Raw genomic sequence first — 24,702 nt, forward strand, 5'->3', positions numbered from 1 at the left:
ATCGGGAGAACACCTTGAGCGAACAGATGCATCCGGCAGCGCCGCATCACCTGCCGTTTTTTATTCCCGGCGCTGACGGGTCGGATACCCTGACGGTGGTGATGGGCATTTTCCTTGTAGCTACTGTATTATGGGTGGGCACCCTGTACTGGAAGCTGCACAGCCTGCCCGAGCGCATGGCGCACAAATCCCAGAAGCTGCAGTTCGAGATTGTCGCCGTGCTCGGGCTGATATCGCTCTTTACCCACATGCATATTTTCTGGGTCGCGGGGCTGCTGCTTGCCATGATCGACCTGCCGGATTTCGGCACGCCGATGCGCAGTATTGCCGATTCTGTCGAGCGCATTGCCGACGCCACGCCGGGCGCGCCGGCTGCCGAACTCGAAGTTGAGCCCACACCCGGCAGCCATTCCGGCGCCAAAGCGCCCGCGAGGGAAGGGGTGCACAACCATGTTTGAGCTCATGCTCTGCTCGATGGTGACGATCCTTCCCGATTACCTCTTTCGCCGCTATCGGCAGGGCAAGCGGCTCGGCAAGGAGATTACCTTTTTCTCCGTCTGGTACGAGTTGCGATGGGGCATCACGAGCTGCTTGATGCTCACGATCTCACTGATCACGATGATCTTCTATTTCCATCCCTCGACAACCTCCGCGGCGATCTACTTCCGCACGGTGCCGATCCTGCCCGAGGGCTCCGGCCGGGTCGTTGAGGTCAATGTCGACTTCACCGCGCCGGTAAAAAAAGGTGACGTTCTGTTCCGGCTGGACAGTTCGAAGCAGACCGCCGCATTGGAGACCGCCAAGCGAAAGATCGCCGAGGTAGATGCGTCGTTGATCTCGGCGCAGGCCGATATCGTCAAGGCGGACGCCCAGGTCGGTGAAGCGAAAGCGTCCCTGCAGCAGGCCAAGGACGAGCTGGACGTGAAGAGCGAATTGCAACGCCGAAATCCGGGCATCGTGCCGCAACGCGACATCGAGAAGCTGCAGGTGCTGGTCGATCAGCGACAGTCCGGCGTCGATGCCGCAACTGCCGCCAGGGAATCTTCGGCGTTGCGGGTCTCCACGCTGCTGCCGGCCGAGAGGGCGAGCGCCGAGGCCGCACGGGCGGAGGCGCAAGTGGATCTCGACAAGACCTTTGTCCGTGCTGGCGTCGATGGCCGCGTGGAGCAATTCCTCGTTCGCCCCGGCGACCTCGTCGCCCAGATCATGCGGCCGGCCGGAGTCATGATACCCGATGAAGCGGGACGCGGCAGATTGCAGGCCGGCTTTGGGCAGATCGAGGCCCAGGTGATGAGGCCCGGCATGCTTGCGGAAGCCACTTGCATCTCGAGACCCTGGAAGATCATTCCGCTCGTTGTCACAAGCGTGCAGGATTTTATCGCCGCCGGTCAGTTCCGAGCCACTGAGGTGTTGATCGATCCGCAGAACCTGCAAAGGCCAGGTTCGATTCTCGTGTTCCTTGAGCCGCTTTACAAGGGGGGCCTCGACGGTGTTACGCCGGGCAGCTCCTGCATCGTCAATGCCTATACCAGCAACCATGATGTGATTGCCGACCCGAAAACCGGTGCGCTGAAGGGTTTTGCTCTGCACGCCGTCGATGCGACCGCGCTCGTTCATGCATTGCTGCTGCGGATCCAAGCGCTGCTATTGCCGATCAAGACGCTGGTGCTGAGCGGACACTAAGTCACGGCTTGCGCTGCGGTGGGTCGCGCTGCCGGCCGCCAACGGTCAGGTGATTTTAGGGATTTCTACGGCGTTCTTCGTCATAGGTGTCTAGCAGGCCATCAAGAAGTGGGGCTGAGGCCCATCGGAACGGCGCTGGGCTCATCCCGTGGTTTACGGACTTGCAACGATGCGCATGAACTCAATAAGATTGTCGTTGTGGCGTCGCATAGTCCTCCTTGCCGGTGTCGTCGTCGTCGTGACCGGCGCAAGTCTCCTCGGCTATCGCTATTATGCGCGCCCCACAACGCTCACGGTCGCGGTCGGCTCGATTGACGGTGAGGCCGCCAAGGCGATGTCGGCCATTGCCGGCCGGCTCGCTTCGATCAGGGCGCCCGTCAGGCTCAACGTAACCGATACCGGCAGCGCCCTTGAAGCCGCCAAGGCTTTTGCGGCGGGAAAAGCGGATCTGGCTGTGGTTCGTGGCGACGCTGGCGACTTGTCGCAAGCGCAGGCCGTCTTGGTGGTCGCTCATTTGGCCGCGCTGATCATTGCTCCGCCAGGTTCATCTATAACGAGCATAAGTACACTCAAGGGCCGCACGGTTGGTGTTCTTGGCGGTGAGGTGAACGCAAAGATTGTCGATGTCCTGAACAATACGTATGACCTGTCCCGCGCAAAAGTCGTGTTCAAGAACCTGGCTTTCACGGAGGCCCGGCAGGCGCTCCAATCCAAGGAAGTCAGCGCGCTGTTGGTGGTCATCCCTCTAAGCGGGAAATATTTGTCGCTCGTACGGGGGCTTTTTCAGCAGGGTCCGAAGGCGCTGCCGGTTCTGATCGCGATCGACTCCGCCGGAGCGATAGCGGAGACCGAACGGGCCTATGAGAGCTTCGATGTGCCGAAGGGCACCCTGCGCGGATCGCCGCCCGTGCCGGAGGATGACGTGACGACCCTAAGGACGTCACTTTACCTGGTCGCCCACAAGAAACTCAGTTCCGACGTCATCGCAACGCTGACGCAGACGATCATGACCGCACGCCGGGACCTCATGACCGAGCAGCCGCTTCTCGCGCAGATCACCGCTGCCAGCACCGATCCAGATGCCTACCTTGCGGTACATCCAGGGGCGGCGGCTTACTACAACGGCACGCAACAATCCTTCATGGATGAGTATAGCAATGAAATCTTTTTGGCGCCGATGATCCTGGGCGGTGTCGCATCTGTTCTTGCGGCCGCCTGGAAATTTCTGGGGATCGGAAATCCACTAACGCCGGAAGGACCGCTGGATTCACTTTATGCCTTGGCGCGGCGCATACGGAAGGTTGAGTCAGAAGCTGAACTGTTGAATATTGAGGACGAAATCGACAACATTCTTAAAGCCCAACGCGACAGGGCGGCGAGCGGCGACGAGAGCGCAGTGGATGCCACCACCCTGAATATAGCCGCCCATCGGCTGGAGGGTTTGATTCATGATCGCCGGGCGATTCTCAGGCAGAAGCCCACGGTTCACCCTGCTTGATCGGTGGATGACGAGATCCCCCGCTCCATGGGACAGGGGGCGGGGAACTTATTCCCTCTCAAGAGCAACCGGTCGCGAAAACACGGCAACGCGTTCTCGCCGTCAGATCAGAGGCCAAGCGTGATCTCGGCCCAGCGCATCACGGTGCTGCCATTGAGAAACGCGATCACGCTGGGCTCGATAGCAGCCGGCCGGTCGTGGCCGAGCACGGCTGTCGCTGCGATCATGTCGCAGCGTTCCCTGAAAACGACCGATATCGCCGTCTTGCCAAGCGGATTGCGAGCGTTGAGCATGTAAGTGCGGCTGCGACCGTCCATCCGCGCAATGCTGATCGGACGACCGGTGCCGAGCGGCGAAACCTCGCCAACCAGAGCAAGATCGCCCATGCGATCCAGATCTTCGTCATCGGCCACGCCAGTCGCACAATTGCAAAAACCTATCTTGGCACGCAGATAAATGTTCACTTCGGTACCGCAGTCCGCCGTGTTGCAGCGGAACGCCTTTCCCTTGCCCCACGGATCGGTGGGGAAGGGCCAGGCTATCTCGGTCCATACCGGCGCGGTCGCCGTTGCGGCCGCGTGCTGTGGCAGACCGAACCATGCCAATGCCGCCGCCAGGACGCTCCCTAGCGAGACTGCTGCAATGGCGGCGCCGGCGATCCTCCTCATTGCAACCCCGCTTCTGGTTGGGCTAGTTGCTGGCGAGGTACTTCTTCGCCGCCGCGACCTCTGGCCGTTCCGTATTGGCATTCGCCGTCAGCGCCACGAGTTGCTGATAGTTGTCTCGTGCCGCGGCCTTGTCACCGAGCCTGTCGGCTGCCTTGGCAGCGCCGGCGTAGCCCTGGAGGCGGTTTGGCTCCTTGGTCTTGGTGGCCTCGAAGGCCGCTAGCGCCGCCTTGGCCATGTCGCGATCGAGCAGCATGAAGCCGTAAAGCTCGCGCGCCGGCGCCAGCGGACCTGGCGTGACCACATGCTTTTCGGTCTTGTCCTCGGCGTCGGCTGCAGCGCTCATGGCCTTGAGCGCTTCGTCATATTTGCCCTCCGAGTGAAGCACCCAGGCAACGGCCACCTGACGCTGGATGTCGACGATCTCCGACCAATAATTATCCTTGGCTTCGCGTAACTTGTCGCGCAATTCGGCGAGCTTCTGGACGTCAGCCTTGGCAGCTTCCGGCTTGCCGGAGTGCGCGGCGCCGAGAGCGCGGGCGAAGTGTGAGACCGCCATCGCGAAGTTCAAGCCGCTTGGCCTGACAGGCAGTTGCGACGCGGCCTCCCAATCGCCGCGCTCGATCGCATAACGGGCCGGTGATGCCGCCAGCGCGTAGTCGGCCGCCGCGACCGTCGCCTTGAAGTCGGTCTCCCTTATCATGTCGTCAATGACGGCGCGCGCCTGCTGGTCCTGGGCGAGCTGAAGGTGGGCATAAACCATGTAATCCTGCGCGTGCAGGTAATTGCCCACCGACTTCTCGGCCTTGGCTGCTTTCACGGAAGCTGCGTTGGAGTCGATTGATTCCTTCCAATAGCCGACACGGGTGTAAATGTGTGACGGCATGTGCTGGGCGTGCGGCGCGGCCGGCGCGATCTTGGCGTAGCGGTTGGCGGCGTCGAGACCTTTTTGCGCGGTCGCCGGATAGTCATAGAGATGGATCAGGTAGTGTGTTACGCCGGGATGCTGTGGCAGCCGTAGGGAAATCGGCTCCAGGATTGCGGCGCCCTTGGTCTGCTGTGCGTAAGTCTTGTCGTTCAGATCCGCCGAGGTGTTGAGAATGATCGCGTAGGCGATTTGAGCCTCGTCATCGTCTGGATTTTTCGCTGCGACCTGAGCCAGGGCGTCGCGCAGTGCGCGCATGCGTTGGGCGTGAGAGATATTGTCATAGTCCGCGTACATCACCGTGAGCGCATCGATGTAGCTGCGTTCGCGCTCGGTCGGGGCGCCGATCTCCTTGGCCTTCGTAATAGCGGCGAGACCGGGCGCCAGGTTCGGCCGCGGGATTGCGGCGTGCGGATTGTCCATCAGCGTGAGCGCGATGCCCCAATATGCCATAGCGCACGTCGGGTCAGCCTTTATGGCCTCCTCAAAGACCTCCTTTGCGTTGGTGTACCAGAAGGAGTGCTGATAGCGCATCCCGCGATCGAAGCGACGCTGCGCCACGTCGTTGCAGGAGGTTTTGAAGTGCAGGGTACCAAGCTGCTGATCCACATTATCTTGCGCAAACAGCGGCTGGGATGTCGACAGGGTAAGAGCTGCGACGGCAAACCCGAGGAAAGACTTCCGCATGAACTTCCTCCTTTTGGCGCACCTGAAAAAAATTAGATTGCACTATACAACTTTCGTGCTGTGCTTGAACGGATATGTGGATCGTGGCAGCGCAACTGACCTTTCGTCCTCGAGCTTAAACCGTTCTCGGAGGTCCGCTGCGAGTCTGTCCTTCTGATCAGCGCCTAGCCGCGCCCGCGATAGGGCGCGACGCCCTGGTCGGGTACCCACATGCCTTTAGGAAGTTTGCCGGTCTGCCAGAACACATCGATCGGGATGCCGCCGCGCGGATACCAGTAGCCGCCGATGCGAAGCCATTTCGGCTTGATCTCGGCGGCAATCCGCTTGCCGATCATGACCGTGCAATCCTCGTGGAAGGCGCCGTGATTGCGAAAACTCGCGACATAGAGTTTTAGCGATTTGGACTCCAGCAGCCACTGGCCCGGCGCATAGTCGATCATCAGATGCGCGAAGTCCGGCTGGCCGGTGACAGGGCAAATCGAGGTGAATTCCGGCGCGGTGAAACGAACCAGATAATTGGTATCCGCTTGCGGATTGGGCACGCGGTCGAGTTTTGCTTTCTCAGGGCTGTCCGGCCATTCCACGGCGCGGCCGAGCTGCAATGATTTCTGCAATGATTTCTTGGCCATCATGATCGTCCTGTTGCGAAGGCTGACATGGACGCAACAGGCGTGGCCGTCAACTGTTAGCGGGCTGAGGGGTCCGTGAGATACCGCACCAGCGCCTGGCGCTCGGCCGCATCCTCGATCCCGCGCATCGACATCCACAATCCCGGAAACATCCGGGCGGGATCGGCGAGGAAGGTTTCGAGACGCTTTGGGTCCCAGCGCAGTCCGTCTTCGCGGGCTTTGCGCAGCACCGGCGAGTAATCGAAGTCAGCGGCGCCGCCGACGGCGCGGCCGATCACGCCAGATAGATTGGGACCGGGCAGGCCGCGCTCCGTGGGGTCGAGGCTGTGGCAGGCACGGCAGGGCGTGAATGCCCGCGCGCCGTCTTCCTCCGCGTTGGCGGGAGCGGGCGCGAGAACCGGTAACAGCAGCAGGACTGCGAACAATCTCACGCAGGCGCGACCGTCTGGATCACGACGAGACGGTCGTTGCCGGATTCGCCGCCCCAGGTTTCGCCGGCACGGCCGTCGAGCTGGCGCACATTCGCGCCCGATTTGTCGCTCGGGAACGCGTTGAATTTTTCGGTCACGGGATCGAAGCGCACGATCGCGTTCGCGCCGAAATCGGTGAGCCAGACCTTGTCCTTGTCGTCGGCATAGACGGCATAGGTGCGCGGATTGGTGCCGGGCAGCTTCCAGGCCTTCCAGGAGCCATCGGCGGGATCGTGCACCGACACGTTGCCGCTGTTCCATTCGCTGACCCAGATCCGGCCCTTGGAATCCGACCACACGCGCCGCGCGCCTTGATTGGGCGTCGGTGGCTCGACCACGGTCGCGTTCCCGGTCGCGGTGTCGATTTTGGCGATGTGGTTGCCGGCGAGCGAGGCGTACCAGATATCGCCCTTCGGCGTGATGGTCATGCCGTAGGTGCCGCGCCCGCGCGGCGATTTGAACACGGTCATGTCGCCCGATTTCGGGTCGAGCCGGCCATAGATGCCGGACTGGCCGGTGAACCAGTAGATGCCGTTTTTGTCGAACACTGCGGTGTTGAGATTGGCGTAAGCTTCCTTTTCGGGCAGACGGAACAGCGTCACCTTGTGATCGCCGGGGTCGACGCGCGCGATCGCGTTCTGGCCGCCCTCGGTCACCCAGGGCGCGCCATCAGGACCGATGATGACCCCATGGGGCGCGGCGCCCTTGCCGAGGTCGATCAGCTTGTAGGAGCCGTCGCGGGGATCGAGACGCCCGAGCGTGCCGTTGCGCTGGCCGCAGAACCAGATCGTGCCGTCGGGCGCGGGGGTGGTGTCGCGCGATCCCATGCCCGCTGTGACCGGATAATATTTGACGCGGAACGGGCCTTCCTGGGCGGCGGCCCTTCGCAGCAGGGCGGGCGCGGCGAGGACGCCAAAGGCGGCGGTTCCAAGAAACTGGCGGCGATTCATTGCGTTACCCCGGCTTGTGAACGTGAAGGTTTGAACGCTGATATCAACCTTCAAGCAGTCTATCCTGACCCGGCTCCACCGTCCGGAAAAGGCCGAACCCAAAGCGTTCACATTTGCTTGCGCGCCGTGTAAGACGCCCCCGAACCCGGACCCGCCATTCCCAGGAAAGTGCAAGACATGACCGCCATCGTCGACATCATTGGCCGCGAAATTCTCGATAGCCGGGGCAATCCCACCGTCGAAGTCGACGTGGTGCTGGAAGACGGGTCGATCGGCCGCGCGGCTGTTCCCTCCGGCGCCTCCACCGGCGCGCATGAGGCGGTCGAACTGCGTGACGGCGACAAAAAGCGTTATCTCGGCAAGGGCGTGCAGAAGGCGGTCGAAGCCGTCAACGGCGAAATCTTCGAGGCGCTGAGCGATCAGGCCGTCGAGGAGCAGGTCCAGATCGACCAGATCATGATCGATCTCGACGGCACCCCGAACAAGAGCCGGCTGGGCGCCAACGCCATCCTCGGCGTCTCGCTCGCCTGCGCCAAGGCGGCGGCCGAGTCCTTCGACATGCCGCTCTACCGCTATGTCGGCGGCACCTCGGCGCGGACGCTGCCGGTGCCGATGATGAACATCATCAATGGCGGCGTGCATGCCGACAACCCGATCGACTTCCAGGAATTCATGATCCTGCCGGTGGGCGCTACGAGCTTCGCCGAAGCGCTGCGCTGCGGTTCCGAAATCTTCCACACGCTGCGGGGCGAGCTGAAAAAGGCCGGCCACAATACCAATGTCGGCGACGAGGGCGGTTTTGCGCCGAACCTGCCGTCGGCGGATGCCGCGCTAGATTTCGTGGTGAGCGCAATTGGAAAGGCCGGCTACAAGGCAGGCAGTGACGTGATGCTCGGCCTCGATTGCGCGGCGACCGAATTCTTCAAGGACGGCGCTTACGTCTATGGCGGCGAGAACAAGACCCGCTCGCGCTCCGAGCAGGCGAAATATCTCGCCGATCTCGTCTCGCGCTATCCGATCGTCACCATCGAGGACGGCATGTCGGAGGACGACATGGATGGCTGGAAGGAATTGACCGATTTGATCGGCAAGAAGTGCCAGCTCGTCGGCGACGACCTGTTCGTCACCAATGTCACGCGCCTTGCCGACGGCATCAAGAACGGCCGCGCCAACTCGATCCTGATCAAGGTCAACCAGATCGGCACGCTGACCGAGACGCTCGCTTCGGTCGAACTGGCGCACAAATACGGCTACACCTCCGTGATGTCGCACCGTTCCGGCGAGACGGAAGATTCCACCATCGCCGATCTCGCGGTCGCCACCAATTGCGGCCAGATCAAAACCGGCTCCTTGGCGCGCTCGGACCGCACCGCCAAGTACAACCAGCTCCTGCGTATCGAGCAGCAGCTCGGCGCGCAGGCAATATATGCGGGCAAATCGGCGCTGAAGGCACTGGCGTAACGCTTCGGCGTATCCAGATATAACCAACACAATTGGGGGAGACGTGCGATGAGTGATGGCAAGAGCGGGTTTCAACTGCGTTCGCTGCTGAAGAAGAGCGGCGAGCTCGAATTGTCGCTGGTCGACGTCCCGACGCCGGAGCCGGCCGACGACGAAGTCGTGGTCCGTGTCGAGGCCGCGCCGATCAACCCGTCCGACCTCGGGCTTTTGATCGGACCGGCCGACATGTCGACCGCCAAGGTTTCCGGCACCACGGACGCCCCCGTGGTCACTGCGAAGATGCCGGAAGCCGCCATGCGGATGATGGGGGGCCGGCTCGATCAGTCGCTGCCCGTCGGCAATGAGGGCGCCGGCGTCGTGATCAGGACCGGATCGTCGGACGCTGCGAAAGCGCTGATGGGCAAGAACGTCTCGATGATCGGCGGCGCGATGTACTCGCAGTATCGCACCATGAAGGTGAGGGACGTGATGGAGCTGCCGGCCGGCACCACGCCTGCCGACGGCGGGTCATGGTTCGTCAATCCGCTGACCGCGCTTGGCATGACCGAGACCATGCGGCGCGAAAACCACAAGGCGCTGGTGCATACCGCCGCCGCATCGAACCTTGGCCAGATGCTCAACAAGATCTGCATCAAGGACGGCATCGGCCTCGTCAACATCGTGCGCAGCAAGGAGCAGGCCGACATCCTGCACAAGATCGGCGCCAAACACGTCGTCGATTCCACCGCAGATACCTTCATAGATGATCTCACCAACGCGCTGGTGGAAACCGGCGCGACCATCGCCTTCGATGCCATCGGCGGCGGCAAGCTCGCGGGGCAAATCCTCACCTGCATGGAGATCGCCGCCAACAAGACCGCCAAGGAATACAGCCGCTACGGCTCGAACGTGTACAAGCAGGTCTATATCTACGGCAGCCTCGACAACCGTCCGACCGAATTGAGCCGGGCGTTCGGGCTGACCTGGGGCGTCGCCGGCTGGCTGCTGACGCCGTTCCTGCAGAAGATCGGCCCCGCCGAAATCGGCCGCTTGCGCCAGCGGGTCGCTTCCGAACTCAAGACCACCTTTGCCAGCCATTACACGCAAGTTGTGTCGTTGCAGGAGACGCTGCAGCTCGCCAACATCGCGATCTACAACAAGCGCTCCACCGGCGAGAAGTTTCTCATCAATCCGAGCAAGGGCTGATGGCGGCAGGCGCCTTCATCCAGCCATGAACCGGACGGGCCGCCTTGCAAAGGCGGCCCGTCCTGCATTTGCGGTCCGTTGCAGAATGATTTTCTCGCGGCGAAGCCACAAAGCCCATTCCATGCACTTGCATCTTTCTGGCAATATGGCGTATGGGAGGGCAGGCACTTCCGCTCCGAGAGGGATACTCAATGGCCACCCACACCGTCGTCACCATCGTAGGCTCGCTCCGCAAGGAGAGCTTTTCGCTCAAGCTCGCCAATGCGCTCGCAAAACTGGCGCCGGCTTCGCTGAAGCTCGACGTGACGACGCTCGAAGGCATTTCCTTCTTCAACCAGGATCTGGAAGCCAATCCCCCGGCGGACTGGCTGGCGTTCCGCGAAAAGCTGCAGAAGTCGAGCGGCGTGCTGTTTGTCACGCCCGAATATAACCGCTCGATCCCCGGCGTGTTGAAGAACGCGATCGACGTCGCCTCGCGCCCCTACGGCAAGAGCTCGTTCCTCGGCAAGCCGGTCGGTATTGTCAGCAATTCCCCGGGCGCGCTCGGCGGCGTCAGCGCGGCCAAGCATCTGCAGAACATCCTGCCGGGTATTGCCGGCCCGATCCTCGGCCAGCCCGAAATCTACGTGAATGGCTGCGGCGACGCCTTCGACGACAAGGGGCAGCTCACCAAGGAAGCCGTGCAGAAGGTGCTGCAGCAATATATCGACGCCTTTGCGGCGTTCATTGAGAAGCAGAACGGGTAGGCAGACCCATCCACGTCATTGCGAGCGAAGCGAAGCAATCCATCCATCCGTTCTGCCGCGGCATGGATTGCTTCGCTTGCGCTCGCAATGACGGAGGCGGCATTCGTGCCCACACCCGCGATCTTAGGATTCCATTAACCGGACCATCGCATCTTGGGCGTATGGTCTCCCGCACCCGCCTAAAATCCATTCTGACAGGCCTCGCCCTCTATACGATGGCGGCGCTGATGGTCGGCTATTTCGGCGTCAACGCCTATACCGGCAAATATGGGCTGAACGCCCGCCAGGAACTCGATCAGGAGATCATCGCGCTGACCTCGGAACTGGCGCGGCTGAAGCGTGAGCGGGCGCAGGGCGAGCAGCGGGTTTCGCTGTTGCGGTCCGACCGGGTCGATCCCGACATGCTGGACGAGCGCGCGCGCTTCCAGCTCGACTACGCCAGTCCGCGCGATCTGGTCCGGACCATCAAGCCGAACTGATTTTCATGGCGATGTCACGAACACCGCCGTCGTTGGCCTGACCTCCGCACGCCGGTCCGCAAATTTCAAAAAACAACAAAATCGATTTCGAAAATGTCGCGTCGCGCTGCAGTGCGGCATAGCAATATTTTCCCCAGCGCACGCAATCCTTTCACGGCGGTTTCAGTTGGGTTAGAGAGGGCTGATCGTCTCTCTCATCCGGATTTGCCATGGCCGCACCCAAGAAAAGCGTCGAGAAGGAATCAGGGCAGAAGGCAAACTCCCCACCGGAATTCACCAAGGCACAGGAACTGGCAGCGCTGCGGGACATGCTGCTGATCCGGCGCTTCGAGGAAAAGGCCGGCCAGCTCTACGGCATGGGTGCGATCGGCGGTTTCTGCCATCTCTATATCGGCCAGGAAGCGGTCGTGGTCGGCATGCAGATGGCCCTCAAGCAGGGCGATCAGGTCATAACCGGATACCGTGACCACGGCCACATGCTGGCCTGCGGGATGGAAGCAAACGGCGTGATGGCCGAACTCACCGGACGCCGCGGCGGCTATTCCAAGGGCAAGGGCGGCTCCATGCACATGTTCAGCATGGAAAAGAATTTCTATGGCGGCCACGGCATCGTCGGTGCCCAGGTCTCGCTCGGAACGGGTCTGGCCTTTGCCAACCGCTACCGCGGCAATGATCTCGTCAGCGTCGCCTATTTCGGCGACGGCGCCTCCAACCAGGGCCAGGTCTACGAGAGCTTCAACATGGCGGAGCTGTGGAAGCTTCCGGTGATCTACGTGATCGAGAACAACCGCTACGCCATGGGCACGTCGGTGACGCGTTCTTCCGCCCAGACCGATTTTTCCAAGCGCGGCATCTCCTTCAACATTCCGGGCGTACAGGTCGACGGCATGGATGTCCGGGCCGTGAAGGCCGCGGGCGACGAGGCGGTCGCCTGGTGCCGCGCCGGCAAGGGGCCGTTCATCCTGGAAATGCAGACCTATCGCTATCGCGGCCACTCGATGTCGGACCCGGCGAAATACCGGACCCGCGAGGAGGTCGAGAAGATCCGTACCGATCAGGACCCGATCGAGCAGGTGCGGGCCCGCCTCCTGGCGGCAAAGGTCAGCGAACAGGAATTGAAGGCCATCGACGCCGAGGTGCGCGAGATCGTCAACGCGTCGGCGGATTTCGCCCAGCGCGATCCCGAGCCCGATCCGTCCGAACTCTGGACCGATATCTACCGATAAGCGCGCAGAACAAACTCGAGCATGATCCGGAAAAGTGGAAACCGGTTTTTCCGAAAAGATCATGCTCAAACGAACTAAAAGTGATTTCGGGAGCCGATATGCCCATTCAAGTATTGATGCCTGCGCTTTCGCCCACCATGGAAAAGGGCAACCTTGCGAAGTGGCTGAAGAAGGAAGGCGAGACGATCAAGTCGGGCGATGTCATCGCCGAGATCGAGACCGACAAGGCGACGATGGAAGTCGAGGCGACCGATGAGGGCACGCTCGGCAAGATATTGATTCCCGAAGGCACCGCCGACGTCGCGGTCAATACGCCGATCGCGACCATTCTGGCCGACGGCGAAAGCGCCGCCGATCTCGGCAAGGCAGCCGCGGCACCGGCGCCCGCGCCCAATGTTCAAAAGGAAGTCGAGGAATCGCGCTCGCCGGTCGGCGAGGGCAAGCCGATGATTTCGGCGCCACAGGCTGCACCGGCAGCCGCCGTCGCCGAGCCCGATCCGGAAGTCCCCGCAGGCACCGAGATGATCACCCAGACCATCCGCGACGCGCTGCGCGATGCGATGGCCGAGGAGATGCGGCGCGACCCGGACGTGTTCCTGATGGGCGAAGAGGTCGCGGAATATCAGGGCGCCTACAAGGTCAGTCAGGGGCTGCTGCAGGAATTCGGCGCGCGGCGCGTGATCGATACGCCGATCACCGAGCACGGCTTTGCCGGCATCGGCGTCGGCGCGGCGATGTCGGGCTTGAAGCCGATCGTCGAGTTCATGACGTTTAACTTCGCGATGCAGGCGATCGACCAGATCATCAACTCCGCGGCCAAGACGCTGTACATGTCCGGCGGCCAGATGGGCTGCTCGATCGTGTTCCGTGGGCCCAACGGTGCCGCGTCTCGCGTCGCAGCCCAGCACAGCCAGGATTACTCGGCCTGGTATTCGCAGGTTCCGGGCCTCAAGGTGGTCGCGCCGTTTTCGGCCGCTGATTACAAGGGTCTCTTGAAAGCCGCGATCCGCGATCCCAACCCCGTCATCTTCCTCGAAAACGAGATGCTGTACGGCCATTCCGGCGAGGTGCCGAAGCTGGATGACTACGTGATCCCGATCGGCAAGGCGCGGATCGTGCGGTCGGGCAAGGACGTGACGCTGATCTCGTGGTCGAACGGCATGACCTACGCGCTGAAGGCCGCCGACGAACTGGCCAAGGAAGGCATCGAGGCCGAGGTGATCGATCTGCGCACGCTGCGCCCGATGGACACCGAGACCATCGTTGCATCCGTGAAGAAGACCGGCCGCGCGGTGACGGTGGAGGAGGGCTGGCAGCAGTCTGGCGTCGGTGCCGAGATCGCCGCCCGCATCATGGAACATGCCTTCGATTATCTCGACGCGCCGGTCGCGCGGGTATCCGGCAAGGACGTGCCGATGCCTTATGCGGCCAATCTCGAAAAGCTCGCATTGCCCAGCGTGGCCGAGGTGGTCGCGGCCGCCAAAGCCGTTGCCTATCGGTAATCCCCCATGGCCGGTCCCAACGAACAGCCGCTGCCGCCCGACGTCATCGGTCGCGAGGATGCTGTCGAAGTGCTGCGCGCCTTCGTGGTCGACGGCGGGCTCTCGATCGCGTTCCAGCGCGCGTTCGAGGAGCCTGACATGTGGGGCATGCTGCTGGTCGACATCGCGCGCCACGCTGCTCGCGCCTATGCGCGCGAAAGCGGCTACACCGAAGACGAGGCGCTGACGCGTATCGTCGACATGTTCGAAGCCGAAATCAACCGGCCGACCGATATGGGCTCTACCACGTCCCGGTCGCAACAAGGTCACTGACAATGCCGATCAACATTTTGATGCCCGCGCTGTCGCCCACGATGGAAAAGGGCAACCTTGCCAAATGGCTCAAGAAAGAGGGCGACAAGGTCAAGTCCGGCGACGTGATCGCCGAGATCGAGACCGACAAGGCGACGATGGAAGTTGAAGCCGTCGACGAGGGCACGATTGCGAAAATCCTGGTGCCTGAAGGTACGCAAGATGTTCCCGTCAACGATATCATCGCGGTGCTGGCCGGCGACGGCGAGGACGTGAAGGCGGCTGGCGCGGGGGCCGCGCCCGCACCGAAGCCCGCTGAGGCGCCCAAACCCGCTGCTGCCGCTGCAACCGCACCGGCAGCAACACCCGCGCCCGCAGCGGCACCTGCGCCGGCGCCTCAGGCTGCCGCGGCGCCCGCCAAGAGCAACGGTCACGCCCGCATCTTCTCATCTCCTCTGGCGCGCCGTCTCGCCAAGGATGCCGGGATAGATCTGGCGCGCATCACCGGCTCCGGCCCGCATGGTCGCGTCGTCGCGCGCGACGTCGAGGGTGCGAAATCCGGCAAGGGCCTGAAGGCCCCGGCCGCCGCGCCTGCGGCGGGCCCGAGCCTCGCGCCCGGGATGTCGGACAAGCAGATTCTGGCGCTGTTCGAGGAGGGCTCCTACGAGGTCGTGCCGCATGACGGCATGCGGCGCACGATAGCGCAAAGGCTTACCGCCTCGGTGCAGACCGTGCCGGTCTTCTACCTGACGATGGACTGCGACATCGGCAAGCTCTTGGTCGCCCGCGAGGAGATCAACGCCGCCGCACCCAAGGACAAGGAAAAGAAGCCGCTCTACAAGCTTTCGGTCAACGACTTCGTCATCAAGGCGATGGCGGTCGCGCTGCAAAAAATTCCGAACTGCAACGTGAGCTGGACCGAAGGCGGCATGCTCAAGCACAAGCATTCCGACATCGGCGTGGCCGTTGCGATGCCGGGCGGCCTGATCACGCCGATCATCCGCAAGGCGGAAACCAAGACGCTGTCGACCATCTCGGCCGAGATGAAGGATTATGCGGCGCGCGCGCGGGCGCGCAAGCTGAAGCCGGAAGAATATCAGGGCGGCACCACGGCGGTGTCGAATCTGGGCATGTACGGCATCAATCACTTCACCGCCGTGATCAACCCGCCGCAGGCGACGATCCTCGCCGTCGGCACCAGCGAGGAGCGCCCCGTGGTGCGCGCCGGCAAGATCGAGATCGCGCAGATGATGAGCGTGACGCTGTCCTGCGATCACCGCGCCATCGACGGCGCGCTCGGGGCCGAGCTGATCGGCGCCTTCAAGCAGCTGATCGAAAACCCCGTGATGATGATGGTGTGAGGCGCGCGCCAATTTAAAGGGGGCAACATTGAATGTCCGGACACGCTGGCCATGGATATCGATGCTGCTCACAGCCGCCGTCGCGCTCAACCCCGTCGGGCTCGATTTTCTGCACTCCGCGTTCTTTGCCGGGGAGCAACTGGCACGGAACATCGCCCAACCGATCGTCCTGACCGCGATGGCGATCCTAGCTCTGGTCGTCGCGCTCGAATGGCTGCTCAGGGTGTTTATTATCAATCGCCGCGCTCGCGGCGAAACAACTGCTTGAGTTGAACGGGAGCCTCCATGGCCGACACATCCTTCGACGTCATCATCATCGGCTCCGGCCCCGGCGGCTACGTCACGGCGATCCGCGCGGCGCAGCTCGGTTTCAAGACCGCAATCATCGAAAAATCCTATCTCGGCGGCATCTGCCTGAACTGGGGGTGTATCCCGACCAAGGCGCTGTTACGCTCCGCCGAGATCTACCACTACATGCAGCATGCCAAGGATTACGGGCTCTCCGCCGAGAAGGTCTCGTTCGACCCGAAGGCCGTGGTCGCGCGCTCGCGCGGCGTCTCGAAGCGCCTCAATGACGGCGTCGGCTTCCTGATGAAGAAGAACAAGGTGACGGTGATCTGGGGCGACGCCTCGATCGACGCGCCGGGCAAGATCACCGTGAAGAAGTCCGCCGTCGAGGCGCCGAAGGGCGCGCTGGGCGAGGGCGCCTATCAGGCCAAGCACATCATCATCGCGACCGGCGCCCGGCCGCGCGTGCTGCCGGGGCTCGAGCCCGACAAGAAGCTGGTCTGGACCTATTTCGAGGCGATGGTGCCGGAGCGGATGCCGAAATCGCTGCTGGTGGTGGGCTCCGGCGCGATCGGCATCGAGTTCGCCTCGTTCTTCCATACCATGGGCGCCGACGTCACCGTGGTGGAGGTGCTGCCGCAGATCCTTCCCGTCGAGGACGCTGAAATCGCCGGTCTCGCGCGAAAACAGTTTGAGAAGCAGGGGATCAAGATCCTCAGCAACACCAAGGTCACGAAGCTTGAGAAAAAGGCCGACAGCGTCGTCGCCACCATCGACGACGGCAAGAAGCCACAAACGGTCGAGTTCGAGCGCGTGATTTCGGCGGTCGGTGTGGTCGGCAACATCGAAGGCCTTGGGCTGGAGAAACTCGGCGTCAAGACCGACCGCGGCTGCGTCGTGATCGACGGCTACGGCAAGACCAACGTTCCCGGCATTTACGCCATCGGCGACGTCGCGGGGCCGCCGATGCTGGCGCATAAGGCCGAACATGAGGGCGTGGTCTGCATCGAAGCCATCAAGGGCCTGCATCCGCACGCCATGGACAAGAACCTCATTCCAGGCTGCACCTATTGTCACCCGCAGGTTGCTTCCGTCGGCCTGACCGAGGCCCGGGCGAAAGAGGGGGGCCGCGAGATCCGCGTCGGCCGCTTCCCGTTCGTCGGCAACGGCAAGGCGATTGCGCTTGGCGAGGATCAGGGACTGGTCAAGGTGATCTTCGACAAGAAGACCGGGCAGTTGCTCGGCGCGCACATGATCGGCGCCGAAGTGACCGAGCTGATCCAGGGCTACGTGGTCGCGATGAACCTGGAGACCACGGAAGAAGAACTGATGCACACGGTATTCCCGCATCCGACCCTGTCGGAGATGATGAAGGAAGCCGTGCTGGATGCTTATGGGCGCGTGCTGAATATGTAAGGCGTGATCTCCCGGTCGCGCCCAACAAGAAACGAAAGAGCAATCCGTGAAAGACAACGATAACCTGACCATCGAACGTCCAACGTTCGTGACCCATCTCGAATGCGCGTTGGAAGGCGACCACTATCCCGCCGATCAGATCCACAATCTCTCCAAGGCCGGCAAGCCGCTGCTGGTGCGCTACGACCTCGCCGGCGTGAAGAAGGCGCTGACCAAGGAGGCGCTTAGCGAGCGTCCCGCCGACATGTGGCGCTACCGCGAACTGCTGCCGGTCCGAAAAGTCTCCGATATCGTCAGCCTCGGCGAAGTCACGACGCCGCTGATCCGGCTGCCGAAGCTCGCGAAAAAAATCGGCGGCGGCGAGATCATCGTAAAAGACGAGGGACGGCTGCCGACCGGCTCGTTCAAGGCCCGCGGCCTTGTCATGGCGGTGTCGATGGGCAAGGCGCTCGGCATCAAGCACATGGCGATGCCGACCAACGGCAATGCCGGCGCGGCGCTGGCGGCCTATGCGACTTCCTGCGGGATCAGGACCACGATTTTTTGCCCGGCCGATACGCCGGAAGTGAATGTCAGCGAGATCGAGCTGCAGGGCGCCACCGTCTATCGCGTCAACGGGCTGATCGACGATTGCGGCAAGATCGTCGGCGAAGGCAAGGCCAAGGCGGGCTGGTTCGATACCTCGACGCTGAAGGAGCCGTACCGGATCGAAGGCAAGAAGACGATGGGGCTGGAGCTCGCCGAGCAGCTCGGCTGGGAAGTGCCCGACGTGATCTTCTATCCGACCGGCGGCGGCACCGGCCTGATCGGCATGTGGAAGGCCTTTGCCGAGCTTGAAGCGATCGGCTTCATCGGCGCGAAACGGCCGCGGATGGTCGCGGTGCAGGCCTCGGGCTGCGCGCCGATGGTGCGTGCTTTTGAAGCAGGCACCGAGCACGCGCCGCGCTGGGAAGATGCCCACACCATCGCGTCGGGCATTCGCGTGCCGCAGGCGGTCGGAGATTTTCTGATCCTGCGCGCGGTCCGCGAGAGCAAGGGATTTGCGATCGCCGTGCCGGATGAGAAGATTTCTGCTGCGCTCAACGAAGTGGCGCGCGAGGAAGGCCTGCTGTTGTGTCCGGAAGGAGCCGCGACGTATGCTGCCTATCAGCAAAGCCTTGCCGACGGGCGCGTGACGAAAAACGATCGCGTCATGCTGTTCAATTGCGCGACAGGGCTTAAATATCCGCTGCCGCCGGTCACGCGCACGCTCGATCGCCACCAACCGATCGACTACGCGAAACTCTGACAGTCGTGTGGCGGTTGTGATGGGAGCTTGAAATGCGAAAGTTAGTTCTGTCGATCCTCGCGGTGTTCGTATTCGGCAACGCAGCGATTGCCCAGAACTTTCCGTCGCGACCCATCACCATCATCGTGCCGTTCTCCGCCGGCGGGCCGTCGGATGCGATGGCGCGGATTTTGGCCGAGCGGATGAAGACCACGCTCGGCGAAACGTTGCTGGTCGAGAACGTGACGGGGGCGGGCGGTTCGGTCGGCGTCGGCCGCGCGGTGCGCTCGCTGCCCGACGGCTACACAATCAGTTTCGGCCATCTCGGCACCCACGTTGCCAACGGCGCGATCTACAAGCTCGGCTACGACCTCGTCACCGATCTCGAACCGGTGGCGTTGCTGCCGAGCAATCCGATGATCATCGTCAGCAAGAAAGAGGTCCCGGCAACCTCGCTGAAGGAATTTTTGGCGTGGCTGAAGGCGCAGCCGTCGCCGCCGACGGCCGGCACCGCAGGCGCGGGCTCCGGAAGTCACATCGCCGGGCTCTATTTCGAGAACGTCGCCGGCATCAAGCTGCAATACGTGCCGTATCGCGGCACTGGCCCCGCGATGAACGATCTCGTCGCCGGGCAGATCGACCTGATCGTCGACCAGACTTCGAACTCGATCGGGCAGGTGCGCGCCGGCAACATCCGCGCCTATGCCATCACCGACTCCAAGCGCGTGGAATCAGCTTCCGACATTCCGACCGTCGACGAGGCGGGGTTGCCTGGATTCCACATGACGCTGTGGTCCGGACTTTGGGTGCCCAAGGACACGCCAAAGGACGTCGTCGCAAAGTTGAATGCGGCGGCGGTTGACGCCCTGAACGATCCGGCGGTGCGCAAGCAGCTCGAAAACCTCGGCCTGCAGATGCCGCCGAAGGACAAGCTCACGCCCGAAGCGCTCGGCGCCTGGCAGAAGGCCGAAATTGCAAAATGGTGGCCGATGATCAAGGCCGCCAACGTCAAGGTGGATTGAACTCATGCGGGCGAAACGCCAATGAAGAAGCTTGCATTGGCGTGGCTTGCATCTAGCGCAGCGTTTACGGTTGCCTTTGTTGGCTTCATGGGACTTTGGGTCTGGCTCGACGAGCGGACCTTCCGATCCCCGTTGTCCTATCTTCGCCTGGGGGCATTGACGCTCGGGCCTGCACTTGCTGTGCAACTCGTCTATGGCGCGCTCATCTACGTAATTTTGACCCGCATTGGATGGTGGAATTTTTGGACGGTAACGCTTGCATACCTTCTGCCCGTCGGTGTGATCGCTTGGCTTACGGTTGATACCGTGCGCGACGGGGTGGGGAGCATTGCGTGGTTGGCGTTCGCTTGCATCGTTGCAGCCGTGTTTTGGTTCGTCGCGCCAGACCGGACGCGCCAAAATCGATACCAATGACCGGGAACGGGCATTCCGGGCGATTTGCACTTCGTGGTCTCTGGCTGCGACTCGACCCGCATGCTTTGATCCCCTTTGCATGACTCCGGCTTATGGGGGCTTCTTGACCGGCGAGCGTAGAGCTGTGGGCGCGGCCCGCGCGATTTTCTTTGTCTTGGGTTGCGCGGCAGAGGTATCGTCCGGGGCATGTCAATGACCGCGAAAGCCCTTTTGCTCCTGCTTGCCCCGCTGTTCGGTGGGACGTTGACGGCATCGTTCGCCGCGGCCGAAGGCCCGATGAAGGGGGCGGACTTTTTGCGTGTCGTCCCGGATCAAATGCATCAGCTGCAGATCGTGAAGGTCGGGACTTACGCGTTCCGCGCGCAGACGTCGGCGATCGGTCAGATCGGATACAATGAGGATGCCAGCACGGTCGTTCTGACGCCATTCTCCGGCCGGGTTACCCGCCTGATTGCCAGGCCCGGTGACAAAGTCAAAAGGGGTGATCCGCTGCTGGAAATCGACAGCCCCGAGCAATTGGCCCCACAGAACGAATTCATCGCGGCACAGGCTGCAAAAAGGAAAGCAGGCTCTCAACACAATCTGGCACAAATCGTCGAGAAGCGCGTTCGCGATCTTCATGAGGGCAAGGCTGCACCGTCCAAGGATTTGCAACAGGCCGAGGCGCAGCTCGCGGCGGCCGAAAATGACCTGCGGTCGGCTGACATGGCGTTCGAGGCCGCTCGCGCCCGGCTGCGGATTCTCGGCCGTAGCGAAGAGGAAATCCTGAAACTCGAACTGACCGGCATGCTCAGCCGCGTGACCACGATCACGGCGCCGATCGGCGGCACGGTCGTTTCACGCAAGGTAGGGCCTGGACAACATGTCAAAGCCGATTCGGGCGAGGCCCTGTATACGATTGCCGATCTCTCGACGATGTGGTTGAAGGCCCAGATCTTCGAGCAGGATATCGCGCAGGTGCGTGTCGGCCAGGAGATCGAGGCCAGGGTTTCCGCCGTGCCGGACAGGATCTTCAAGGCCCGCATCAACACCATCAACTCGGCTTCAGACCTGACGACGCGCCGTGTTGTCGTCCGGTCCGAGATCGACAATGCCGATGGCTTGCTCAAGGCCGAGATGTTCGCGATGTTCAAGATCAGCATTGACGATGGATCGGCCAGCCCCGCGGTGCCGACGGACGCGGTGATCCGCGAGGGGGACGTTGCCACCGTCTGGGTCGAAACCGAGCCGATGCTGTTCAAACGCCGCGTGGTCGGCATCGGCATCCAGCAGGGTGGTTTGACGCAGATTCGCAGCGGTCTCGATTTCGGAGAACTGGTGGTCGCGCAAGGGGCGATCTTCGTTGACAACGAGTGGCGCCAATGACCAGGCGGTACGGGGCCATCGATGCTGCGTAGTCTGATCGCATTCTGCCTCTCGCGGCGGCTGCTGGTGATGGTCGCGTACGTGGCCTTTCTCGGTCTCGGCAGCGTTGCTTTCCTGGCCCTGAACATCGAGGCCTATCCCGATCCGGCGCCGCCGATCATCGAGATCATCGCCCAGCAGCAGGGCCAGTCGCCGGAGGAGGTGGAGCGCTACATCACGATTCCGATCGAGATCGCAGTCGCCAGCACCCCCGGCCTGAAGTTCATCCGCTCCAACACCGTCTACGGACTGGGCTTTATCCGTCTGCAGTTCGAATACGGCCGCGACTATCATTTCGTTCGTCAGCAGACCATCAACCGGCTGAAGGATGCGGTTCTGCCGACCGGCGTCCTGCCGGTGATCTCGCCCGCCGGAGGCATCAGCGAAATCTTCCGCTACGAGCTTACCGGGCCCCCGGGCATGGACGTCATGAAGCTCAAGACGCTGCAGGACTGGGTGGTCGAACGCAAGCTGCGCATCGTGCCCGGTGTCTCCGACGTCGCGGTGCTCGGCGGAAAGACCAGGGAGTTCCAGGCCGAGATCAATCTCGACCGCATGATGGCCTATGGGCTGACGCTGCCGCAGATCATGACCGCGATTTCGGCGAGCAATTCCAATGTCGGCGGCCGCACCATCGCGATCGGCGAACAATCGGTCAATGTCCGCAGCATCGGCGTCGTCACCTCGATGGACGATATCGGCAATATCGTATTGACCCAGCAGGGCGGCGTGCCGGTACTGGTGTCCGACGTAGCCAAGGTCCAGATCGGGTACGCGCCCCGGCTCGGTCTCGCCGGCCGTGATGACAGGACCGACGTCGTTACCGGCATCGTCCTGATGCAGAAACTCGAGCGCACCATGGAGGTGGTCAAGCGCGTACGCGCTGCGGTGGAGCGTATCAACTCCGACGGATCGCTGCCGGCCGGCGTCAAGATCGTGCCATTCTATGACCGCGGCGATCTCGTTGCGATCACGGTGCAGACCGTTCTGCATAATTTGCTGTTCGGAGTGGCGCTCATCTTTCTCATCCAGTGGGTGTTTCTCGGCGACCTCCGCTGCGCGTTGATCGTCTCTGCCACAATTCCGGTGGCGCTATTGCTTGCAGTGATGATCACGGTGATGCGGGGCGAGTCCGCGAACCTGCTGTCGGTCGGTGCTATCGATCTCGGCATCATCGTCGACGGCACCGTCATCATGGTGGAAAATATCTTCCGCCAGATCGCCCATCACGGGCCACGGCTGCCGCCGGGACGTAGCGCCAGGCTCAGTGACAAACTTGGCTGGATCCTGACCGGCGCGGTCGAGGTCGACAAGGCGATCCTCTTTTCGGTCATCATCACCATCGCAGCATTTCTGCCGCTTTTCACGATGCAGGGTGTGGAAGGCCAGATCTTCGGGCCGATGGCGCGGACCTACGCCTATGCATTGCTCGGCGCCGTGATAGCGACTTTCACGGTGACACCCGTGCTGGCCTCAATTCTGCTGCCGGTCCATGTCCAGGAAGTCGAAACCTTCCTGGTCCGGCATATCCGCAAGCTCTACCAGGCCGTTCTGGTGCGCGCGGTCCGCAACTACCGCCGCGCCGCAGCCATCGCCGCAGTGTTTCTCGTGCTGTGCCTCAGTCTCGGATTCCGGCTCGGCACCGAGTTCCTGCCCAAGCTGGAGGAAGGCAACCTCTGGATCCGGGCCGTGATGCCGCCGACCATCACGCTCGAGGCCGGAATGGAAACGGTGGCAAAGATCCGCACCATCATAGCGAGCTATCCACCAGTCCAGACCGTGTTTTCCGAGCAGGGACGCGGTGAAGAAGGCACCGATCCCGACGGTTCGTTTCTCGCCGAGTTCTTCGTTCCGCTCAAGCCGGCCGACACGTGGCCATCGGGGCTGACCAAGGAGCAGATGGTCAAGCAGATGAGCGAGAAGCTCAACCGGGAATTCGTCGGCATCGATTTCAACTTCTCGCAGTACATCCAGGACAATATCGAGGAAGCCGTCTCCGGCGTGAAAGGCGAGAACTCGATCAAGATCTTCGGCAGGGACCTCCATGAGCTGGAGCGGCTGTCCAAATCGGTGAAGACCGAACTCTCGGGCGTGCGTGGGGTCGCCGATCCCGCCGGTTTCAACCTGCTCGGCCAGCCCAATTTGATCGTCCAGATCGATCGCGCCAAGACCGCGCGCTACGGCTTCTCGATCAGCGACATCAATTCCGTGGTCCAGGCCGCGATCGGCGGCCAGGAAGTTTCCAAGGTCTATGAAGGGGAGATGATCTTCGCGCTGACGGTCCGCCTGGCACCGGAATACCGCAGGGATGTCGACGCCATTCGCGCGATTCCGGTCGCGCTTCCAAACTCGGATCCCAAGACGCCGACGGCCTATATTCGGCTTGGCGATCTTGGCGAGATCAAGCTCGTCAGCGGCGCGGCCTATATCTACCGCGAGAACAGTCAGCGCTTTATCCCGCTGAAGTATAGCGTCCGCGACCGCGATCTCGGTTCGACCGTGCTCGAGGCCCAGGAGCGGGTTCAGAAGAACGTTCCGCTCCCTCAGGGCTATTCGCTCGAATGGTCGGGCGAATATGGCGCGCTTGTTGACGCAAAGAAGCGGCTCGCGCTGATTGTGCCGTTGAGCCTGCTTCTGATCCTGATGCTGCTCTACAGCCTGTTCAATTCGATACGGGACAGCCTGCTGGCGCTGTCGGGCATTCCGTTCGCGGTGGCCGGCGGAATTCTCGGGCTCCATATCGGCGGCCTGAATTTCAGCGTCTCGGCCGCGGTTGGCTTCATCTCGCTGTTCGGCGTCTCGGCGATGGATGGCATCCTGCTGATGTCCTATATCCGCCACGACATCGAGGAAGGCATGGGGACGGAGGACGCCATCATCCGCGCCGCGCAAACAAGGATGCGGCAAATCTTCATGACAGGGCTATCGGCGTGTATTGGCCTGGTCCCGGCGGCTATCTCGACAGGGATCGGCTCGCAGGTCCAGCAGCCGCTGGCGCTGGTCATCGTTGGCGGGATGCTGTTGTCCCCGATCTGCAGCCTGCTGGTCATCCCGGTTTTCGCAAGACTGTGGATGCCAACGATAAAGGACAGCGGGATGCATGAGGTTGCAGCCCACTAGAGCGTTTCCGAGC

The 24,702-nt window shown here is 62.2% G+C and carries 24 protein-coding genes; 18 read left to right on the plus strand and 6 right to left on the minus strand.

Features of this window, described 5'->3' with window-relative positions:
- The first annotated feature begins 14 nt into the window (after positions 1 to 14).
- From ACVWVY_RS26535 to ACVWVY_RS26545, 3 genes are all read left to right on the plus strand, one after another.
- Positions 15 to 458, plus strand: a complete 444-nt coding sequence (locus tag ACVWVY_RS26535) for a hypothetical protein (protein WP_456629130.1) — start codon at positions 15 to 17, stop codon at positions 456 to 458.
- Complete coding sequence (locus ACVWVY_RS26540) at positions 451 to 1,683, plus strand: HlyD family secretion protein (RefSeq protein WP_456629131.1); 1,233 nt, start codon at positions 451 to 453, stop codon at positions 1,681 to 1,683. Before ACVWVY_RS26535 ends, ACVWVY_RS26540 begins: the two co-directional genes overlap by 8 nt.
- A gap of 175 nt (positions 1,684 to 1,858) precedes the next feature.
- A complete protein-coding gene (locus ACVWVY_RS26545; RefSeq protein WP_456632315.1) occupies positions 1,859 to 3,181 on the plus strand; it encodes a TAXI family TRAP transporter solute-binding subunit in 1,323 nt (440 codons plus the stop codon).
- Between the two features lie 107 nt (positions 3,182 to 3,288).
- Here ACVWVY_RS26545 and ACVWVY_RS26550 read toward each other — a convergent pair whose 3' ends face one another.
- The 5 genes from ACVWVY_RS26550 to ACVWVY_RS26570 form a co-directional block, all read right to left on the minus strand.
- Positions 3,289 to 3,849 (minus strand): hypothetical protein, encoded by a 561-nt coding sequence (locus tag ACVWVY_RS26550; protein ID WP_456629132.1) that lies wholly within the window; start codon positions 3,847 to 3,849, stop codon positions 3,289 to 3,291.
- 22 nt (positions 3,850 to 3,871) lie between these two features.
- Positions 3,872 to 5,458: a hypothetical protein gene (locus ACVWVY_RS26555; protein WP_456629133.1), complete on the minus strand. Its 1,587-nt coding sequence runs from the start codon at positions 5,456 to 5,458 to the stop codon at positions 3,872 to 3,874.
- Positions 5,459 to 5,622: 164 nt separating this feature from the next.
- Positions 5,623 to 6,087, minus strand: a complete 465-nt coding sequence (queF, locus tag ACVWVY_RS26560; protein WP_456629134.1) for a preQ(1) synthase — start codon at positions 6,085 to 6,087, stop codon at positions 5,623 to 5,625.
- Between the two features lie 56 nt (positions 6,088 to 6,143).
- On the minus strand, positions 6,144 to 6,518 hold the full coding sequence (locus ACVWVY_RS26565; protein WP_456629135.1) for a c-type cytochrome: 375 nt from the start codon (positions 6,516 to 6,518) through the stop codon (positions 6,144 to 6,146).
- Entirely contained in the window at positions 6,515 to 7,507 is a 993-nt protein-coding gene (locus tag ACVWVY_RS26570) for a Vgb family protein (RefSeq protein WP_456629136.1), read from the minus strand. Before ACVWVY_RS26570 ends, ACVWVY_RS26565 begins: the two co-directional genes overlap by 4 nt.
- Before the next feature lie 177 nt (positions 7,508 to 7,684).
- On the opposite strand from ACVWVY_RS26570, the gene eno reads away from it, so the two are divergent.
- The 4 genes from eno to ACVWVY_RS26590 all read left to right on the plus strand — a co-directional run bounded on the left by eno (position 7,685) and on the right by ACVWVY_RS26590 (position 11,378).
- Positions 7,685 to 8,968, plus strand: a complete 1,284-nt coding sequence (eno, locus tag ACVWVY_RS26575; RefSeq protein WP_456629137.1) for a phosphopyruvate hydratase — start codon at positions 7,685 to 7,687, stop codon at positions 8,966 to 8,968.
- Between the two features lie 48 nt (positions 8,969 to 9,016).
- Entirely contained in the window at positions 9,017 to 10,153 is a 1,137-nt protein-coding gene (locus tag ACVWVY_RS26580; protein WP_456629138.1) for a zinc-binding dehydrogenase, read from the plus strand.
- Positions 10,154 to 10,344: 191 nt separating this feature from the next.
- Positions 10,345 to 10,899 carry an NADPH-dependent FMN reductase gene (locus tag ACVWVY_RS26585; RefSeq protein ID WP_456629139.1) on the plus strand — a complete coding sequence of 185 codons (555 nt, stop codon included), beginning with the start codon at positions 10,345 to 10,347 and terminating at the stop codon, positions 10,897 to 10,899.
- A 161-nt stretch (positions 10,900 to 11,060) separates the two neighbouring features.
- Positions 11,061 to 11,378 carry an FtsB family cell division protein gene (locus ACVWVY_RS26590; RefSeq protein ID WP_456629140.1) on the plus strand — a complete coding sequence of 106 codons (318 nt, stop codon included), beginning with the start codon at positions 11,061 to 11,063 and terminating at the stop codon, positions 11,376 to 11,378.
- Here ACVWVY_RS26590 and ACVWVY_RS26595 read toward each other — a convergent pair.
- A complete protein-coding gene (locus ACVWVY_RS26595; protein WP_456629141.1) occupies positions 11,365 to 11,520 on the minus strand; it encodes a hypothetical protein in 156 nt (51 codons plus the stop codon). The two genes, ACVWVY_RS26590 and ACVWVY_RS26595, sit on opposite strands and share 14 nt — an antisense overlap.
- A 67-nt stretch (positions 11,521 to 11,587) precedes the next feature.
- On the opposite strand from ACVWVY_RS26595, the gene pdhA reads away from it, so the two are divergent.
- From pdhA to ACVWVY_RS26650, 11 genes are all read left to right on the plus strand, one after another.
- Positions 11,588 to 12,604, plus strand: coding sequence for a pyruvate dehydrogenase (acetyl-transferring) E1 component subunit alpha (gene pdhA, locus ACVWVY_RS26600; RefSeq protein WP_456629142.1), 1,017 nt, complete (start codon positions 11,588 to 11,590; stop codon positions 12,602 to 12,604).
- A 98-nt stretch (positions 12,605 to 12,702) separates the two neighbouring features.
- Positions 12,703 to 14,106 carry a pyruvate dehydrogenase complex E1 component subunit beta gene (locus tag ACVWVY_RS26605; RefSeq protein ID WP_456629143.1) on the plus strand — a complete coding sequence of 468 codons (1,404 nt, stop codon included), beginning with the start codon at positions 12,703 to 12,705 and terminating at the stop codon, positions 14,104 to 14,106.
- A 6-nt stretch (positions 14,107 to 14,112) separates the two neighbouring features.
- Positions 14,113 to 14,418, plus strand: coding sequence for a DUF5076 domain-containing protein (locus ACVWVY_RS26610; RefSeq protein WP_456629144.1), 306 nt, complete (start codon positions 14,113 to 14,115; stop codon positions 14,416 to 14,418).
- A gap of 2 nt (positions 14,419 to 14,420) precedes the next feature.
- Entirely contained in the window at positions 14,421 to 15,758 is a 1,338-nt protein-coding gene (locus tag ACVWVY_RS26615; protein WP_456629145.1) for a pyruvate dehydrogenase complex dihydrolipoamide acetyltransferase, read from the plus strand.
- Between the two features lie 61 nt (positions 15,759 to 15,819).
- The gene (locus ACVWVY_RS26620; RefSeq protein ID WP_456629146.1) at positions 15,820 to 16,026 is read left to right on the plus strand and encodes a hypothetical protein; all 207 of its coding nucleotides are present in this window, start codon (positions 15,820 to 15,822) and stop codon (positions 16,024 to 16,026) included.
- Positions 16,027 to 16,043: 17 nt separating this feature from the next.
- Positions 16,044 to 17,462 carry a dihydrolipoyl dehydrogenase gene (gene lpdA, locus ACVWVY_RS26625; RefSeq protein ID WP_456629147.1) on the plus strand — a complete coding sequence of 473 codons (1,419 nt, stop codon included), beginning with the start codon at positions 16,044 to 16,046 and terminating at the stop codon, positions 17,460 to 17,462.
- 46 nt (positions 17,463 to 17,508) lie between these two features.
- Positions 17,509 to 18,750: a threonine synthase gene (locus tag ACVWVY_RS26630; protein WP_456629148.1), complete on the plus strand. Its 1,242-nt coding sequence runs from the start codon at positions 17,509 to 17,511 to the stop codon at positions 18,748 to 18,750.
- 32 nt (positions 18,751 to 18,782) lie between these two features.
- The gene (locus tag ACVWVY_RS26635; RefSeq protein ID WP_456629149.1) at positions 18,783 to 19,751 is read left to right on the plus strand and encodes a tripartite tricarboxylate transporter substrate binding protein BugD; all 969 of its coding nucleotides are present in this window, start codon (positions 18,783 to 18,785) and stop codon (positions 19,749 to 19,751) included.
- 21 nt (positions 19,752 to 19,772) lie between these two features.
- The gene (locus ACVWVY_RS26640; RefSeq protein ID WP_456629150.1) at positions 19,773 to 20,165 is read left to right on the plus strand and encodes a hypothetical protein; all 393 of its coding nucleotides are present in this window, start codon (positions 19,773 to 19,775) and stop codon (positions 20,163 to 20,165) included.
- A 192-nt stretch (positions 20,166 to 20,357) separates the two neighbouring features.
- Positions 20,358 to 21,530 carry an efflux RND transporter periplasmic adaptor subunit gene (locus ACVWVY_RS26645; protein WP_456629151.1) on the plus strand — a complete coding sequence of 391 codons (1,173 nt, stop codon included), beginning with the start codon at positions 20,358 to 20,360 and terminating at the stop codon, positions 21,528 to 21,530.
- A 21-nt stretch (positions 21,531 to 21,551) separates the two neighbouring features.
- Positions 21,552 to 24,689 carry an efflux RND transporter permease subunit gene (locus ACVWVY_RS26650; protein ID WP_456629152.1) on the plus strand — a complete coding sequence of 1,046 codons (3,138 nt, stop codon included), beginning with the start codon at positions 21,552 to 21,554 and terminating at the stop codon, positions 24,687 to 24,689.
- Positions 24,690 to 24,702: the final 13 nt, after the last annotated feature.

The sequence above is a fragment of the Bradyrhizobium sp. URHC0002 genome (assembly GCF_054059515.1).

Excerpts from the sequence above, each read along its gene's own strand:
- ACVWVY_RS26540 (WP_456629131.1), top strand. The coding sequence starts at position 451 with ATGTTTGAGCTCATGCTCTGCTCGATGGTGACGATCCTTCCCGATTAC.
- ACVWVY_RS26545 (WP_456632315.1), top strand. The coding sequence starts at position 1,859 with ATGAACTCAATAAGATTGTCGTTGTGGCGTCGCATAGTCCTCCTTGCC.
- ACVWVY_RS26550 (WP_456629132.1), bottom strand. The coding sequence starts at position 3,849 with ATGAGGAGGATCGCCGGCGCCGCCATTGCAGCAGTCTCGCTAGGGAGC.
- ACVWVY_RS26555 (WP_456629133.1), bottom strand. The coding sequence starts at position 5,458 with ATGCGGAAGTCTTTCCTCGGGTTTGCCGTCGCAGCTCTTACCCTGTCG.
- queF (WP_456629134.1), bottom strand. The coding sequence starts at position 6,087 with ATGGCCAAGAAATCATTGCAGAAATCATTGCAGCTCGGCCGCGCCGTG.
- ACVWVY_RS26570 (WP_456629136.1), bottom strand. The coding sequence starts at position 7,507 with ATGAATCGCCGCCAGTTTCTTGGAACCGCCGCCTTTGGCGTCCTCGCC.
- eno (WP_456629137.1), top strand. The coding sequence starts at position 7,685 with ATGACCGCCATCGTCGACATCATTGGCCGCGAAATTCTCGATAGCCGG.
- ACVWVY_RS26580 (WP_456629138.1), top strand. The coding sequence starts at position 9,017 with ATGAGTGATGGCAAGAGCGGGTTTCAACTGCGTTCGCTGCTGAAGAAG.
- ACVWVY_RS26585 (WP_456629139.1), top strand. The coding sequence starts at position 10,345 with ATGGCCACCCACACCGTCGTCACCATCGTAGGCTCGCTCCGCAAGGAG.
- ACVWVY_RS26590 (WP_456629140.1), top strand. The coding sequence starts at position 11,061 with ATGGTCTCCCGCACCCGCCTAAAATCCATTCTGACAGGCCTCGCCCTC.
- pdhA (WP_456629142.1), top strand. The coding sequence starts at position 11,588 with ATGGCCGCACCCAAGAAAAGCGTCGAGAAGGAATCAGGGCAGAAGGCA.
- ACVWVY_RS26605 (WP_456629143.1), top strand. The coding sequence starts at position 12,703 with ATGCCCATTCAAGTATTGATGCCTGCGCTTTCGCCCACCATGGAAAAG.
- ACVWVY_RS26610 (WP_456629144.1), top strand. The coding sequence starts at position 14,113 with ATGGCCGGTCCCAACGAACAGCCGCTGCCGCCCGACGTCATCGGTCGC.
- ACVWVY_RS26615 (WP_456629145.1), top strand. The coding sequence starts at position 14,421 with ATGCCGATCAACATTTTGATGCCCGCGCTGTCGCCCACGATGGAAAAG.
- ACVWVY_RS26620 (WP_456629146.1), top strand. The coding sequence starts at position 15,820 with ATGCTGCTCACAGCCGCCGTCGCGCTCAACCCCGTCGGGCTCGATTTT.
- lpdA (WP_456629147.1), top strand. The coding sequence starts at position 16,044 with ATGGCCGACACATCCTTCGACGTCATCATCATCGGCTCCGGCCCCGGC.
- ACVWVY_RS26635 (WP_456629149.1), top strand. The coding sequence starts at position 18,783 with ATGCGAAAGTTAGTTCTGTCGATCCTCGCGGTGTTCGTATTCGGCAAC.
- ACVWVY_RS26640 (WP_456629150.1), top strand. The coding sequence starts at position 19,773 with ATGAAGAAGCTTGCATTGGCGTGGCTTGCATCTAGCGCAGCGTTTACG.
- ACVWVY_RS26645 (WP_456629151.1), top strand. The coding sequence starts at position 20,358 with ATGACCGCGAAAGCCCTTTTGCTCCTGCTTGCCCCGCTGTTCGGTGGG.
- ACVWVY_RS26650 (WP_456629152.1), top strand. The coding sequence starts at position 21,552 with ATGCTGCGTAGTCTGATCGCATTCTGCCTCTCGCGGCGGCTGCTGGTG.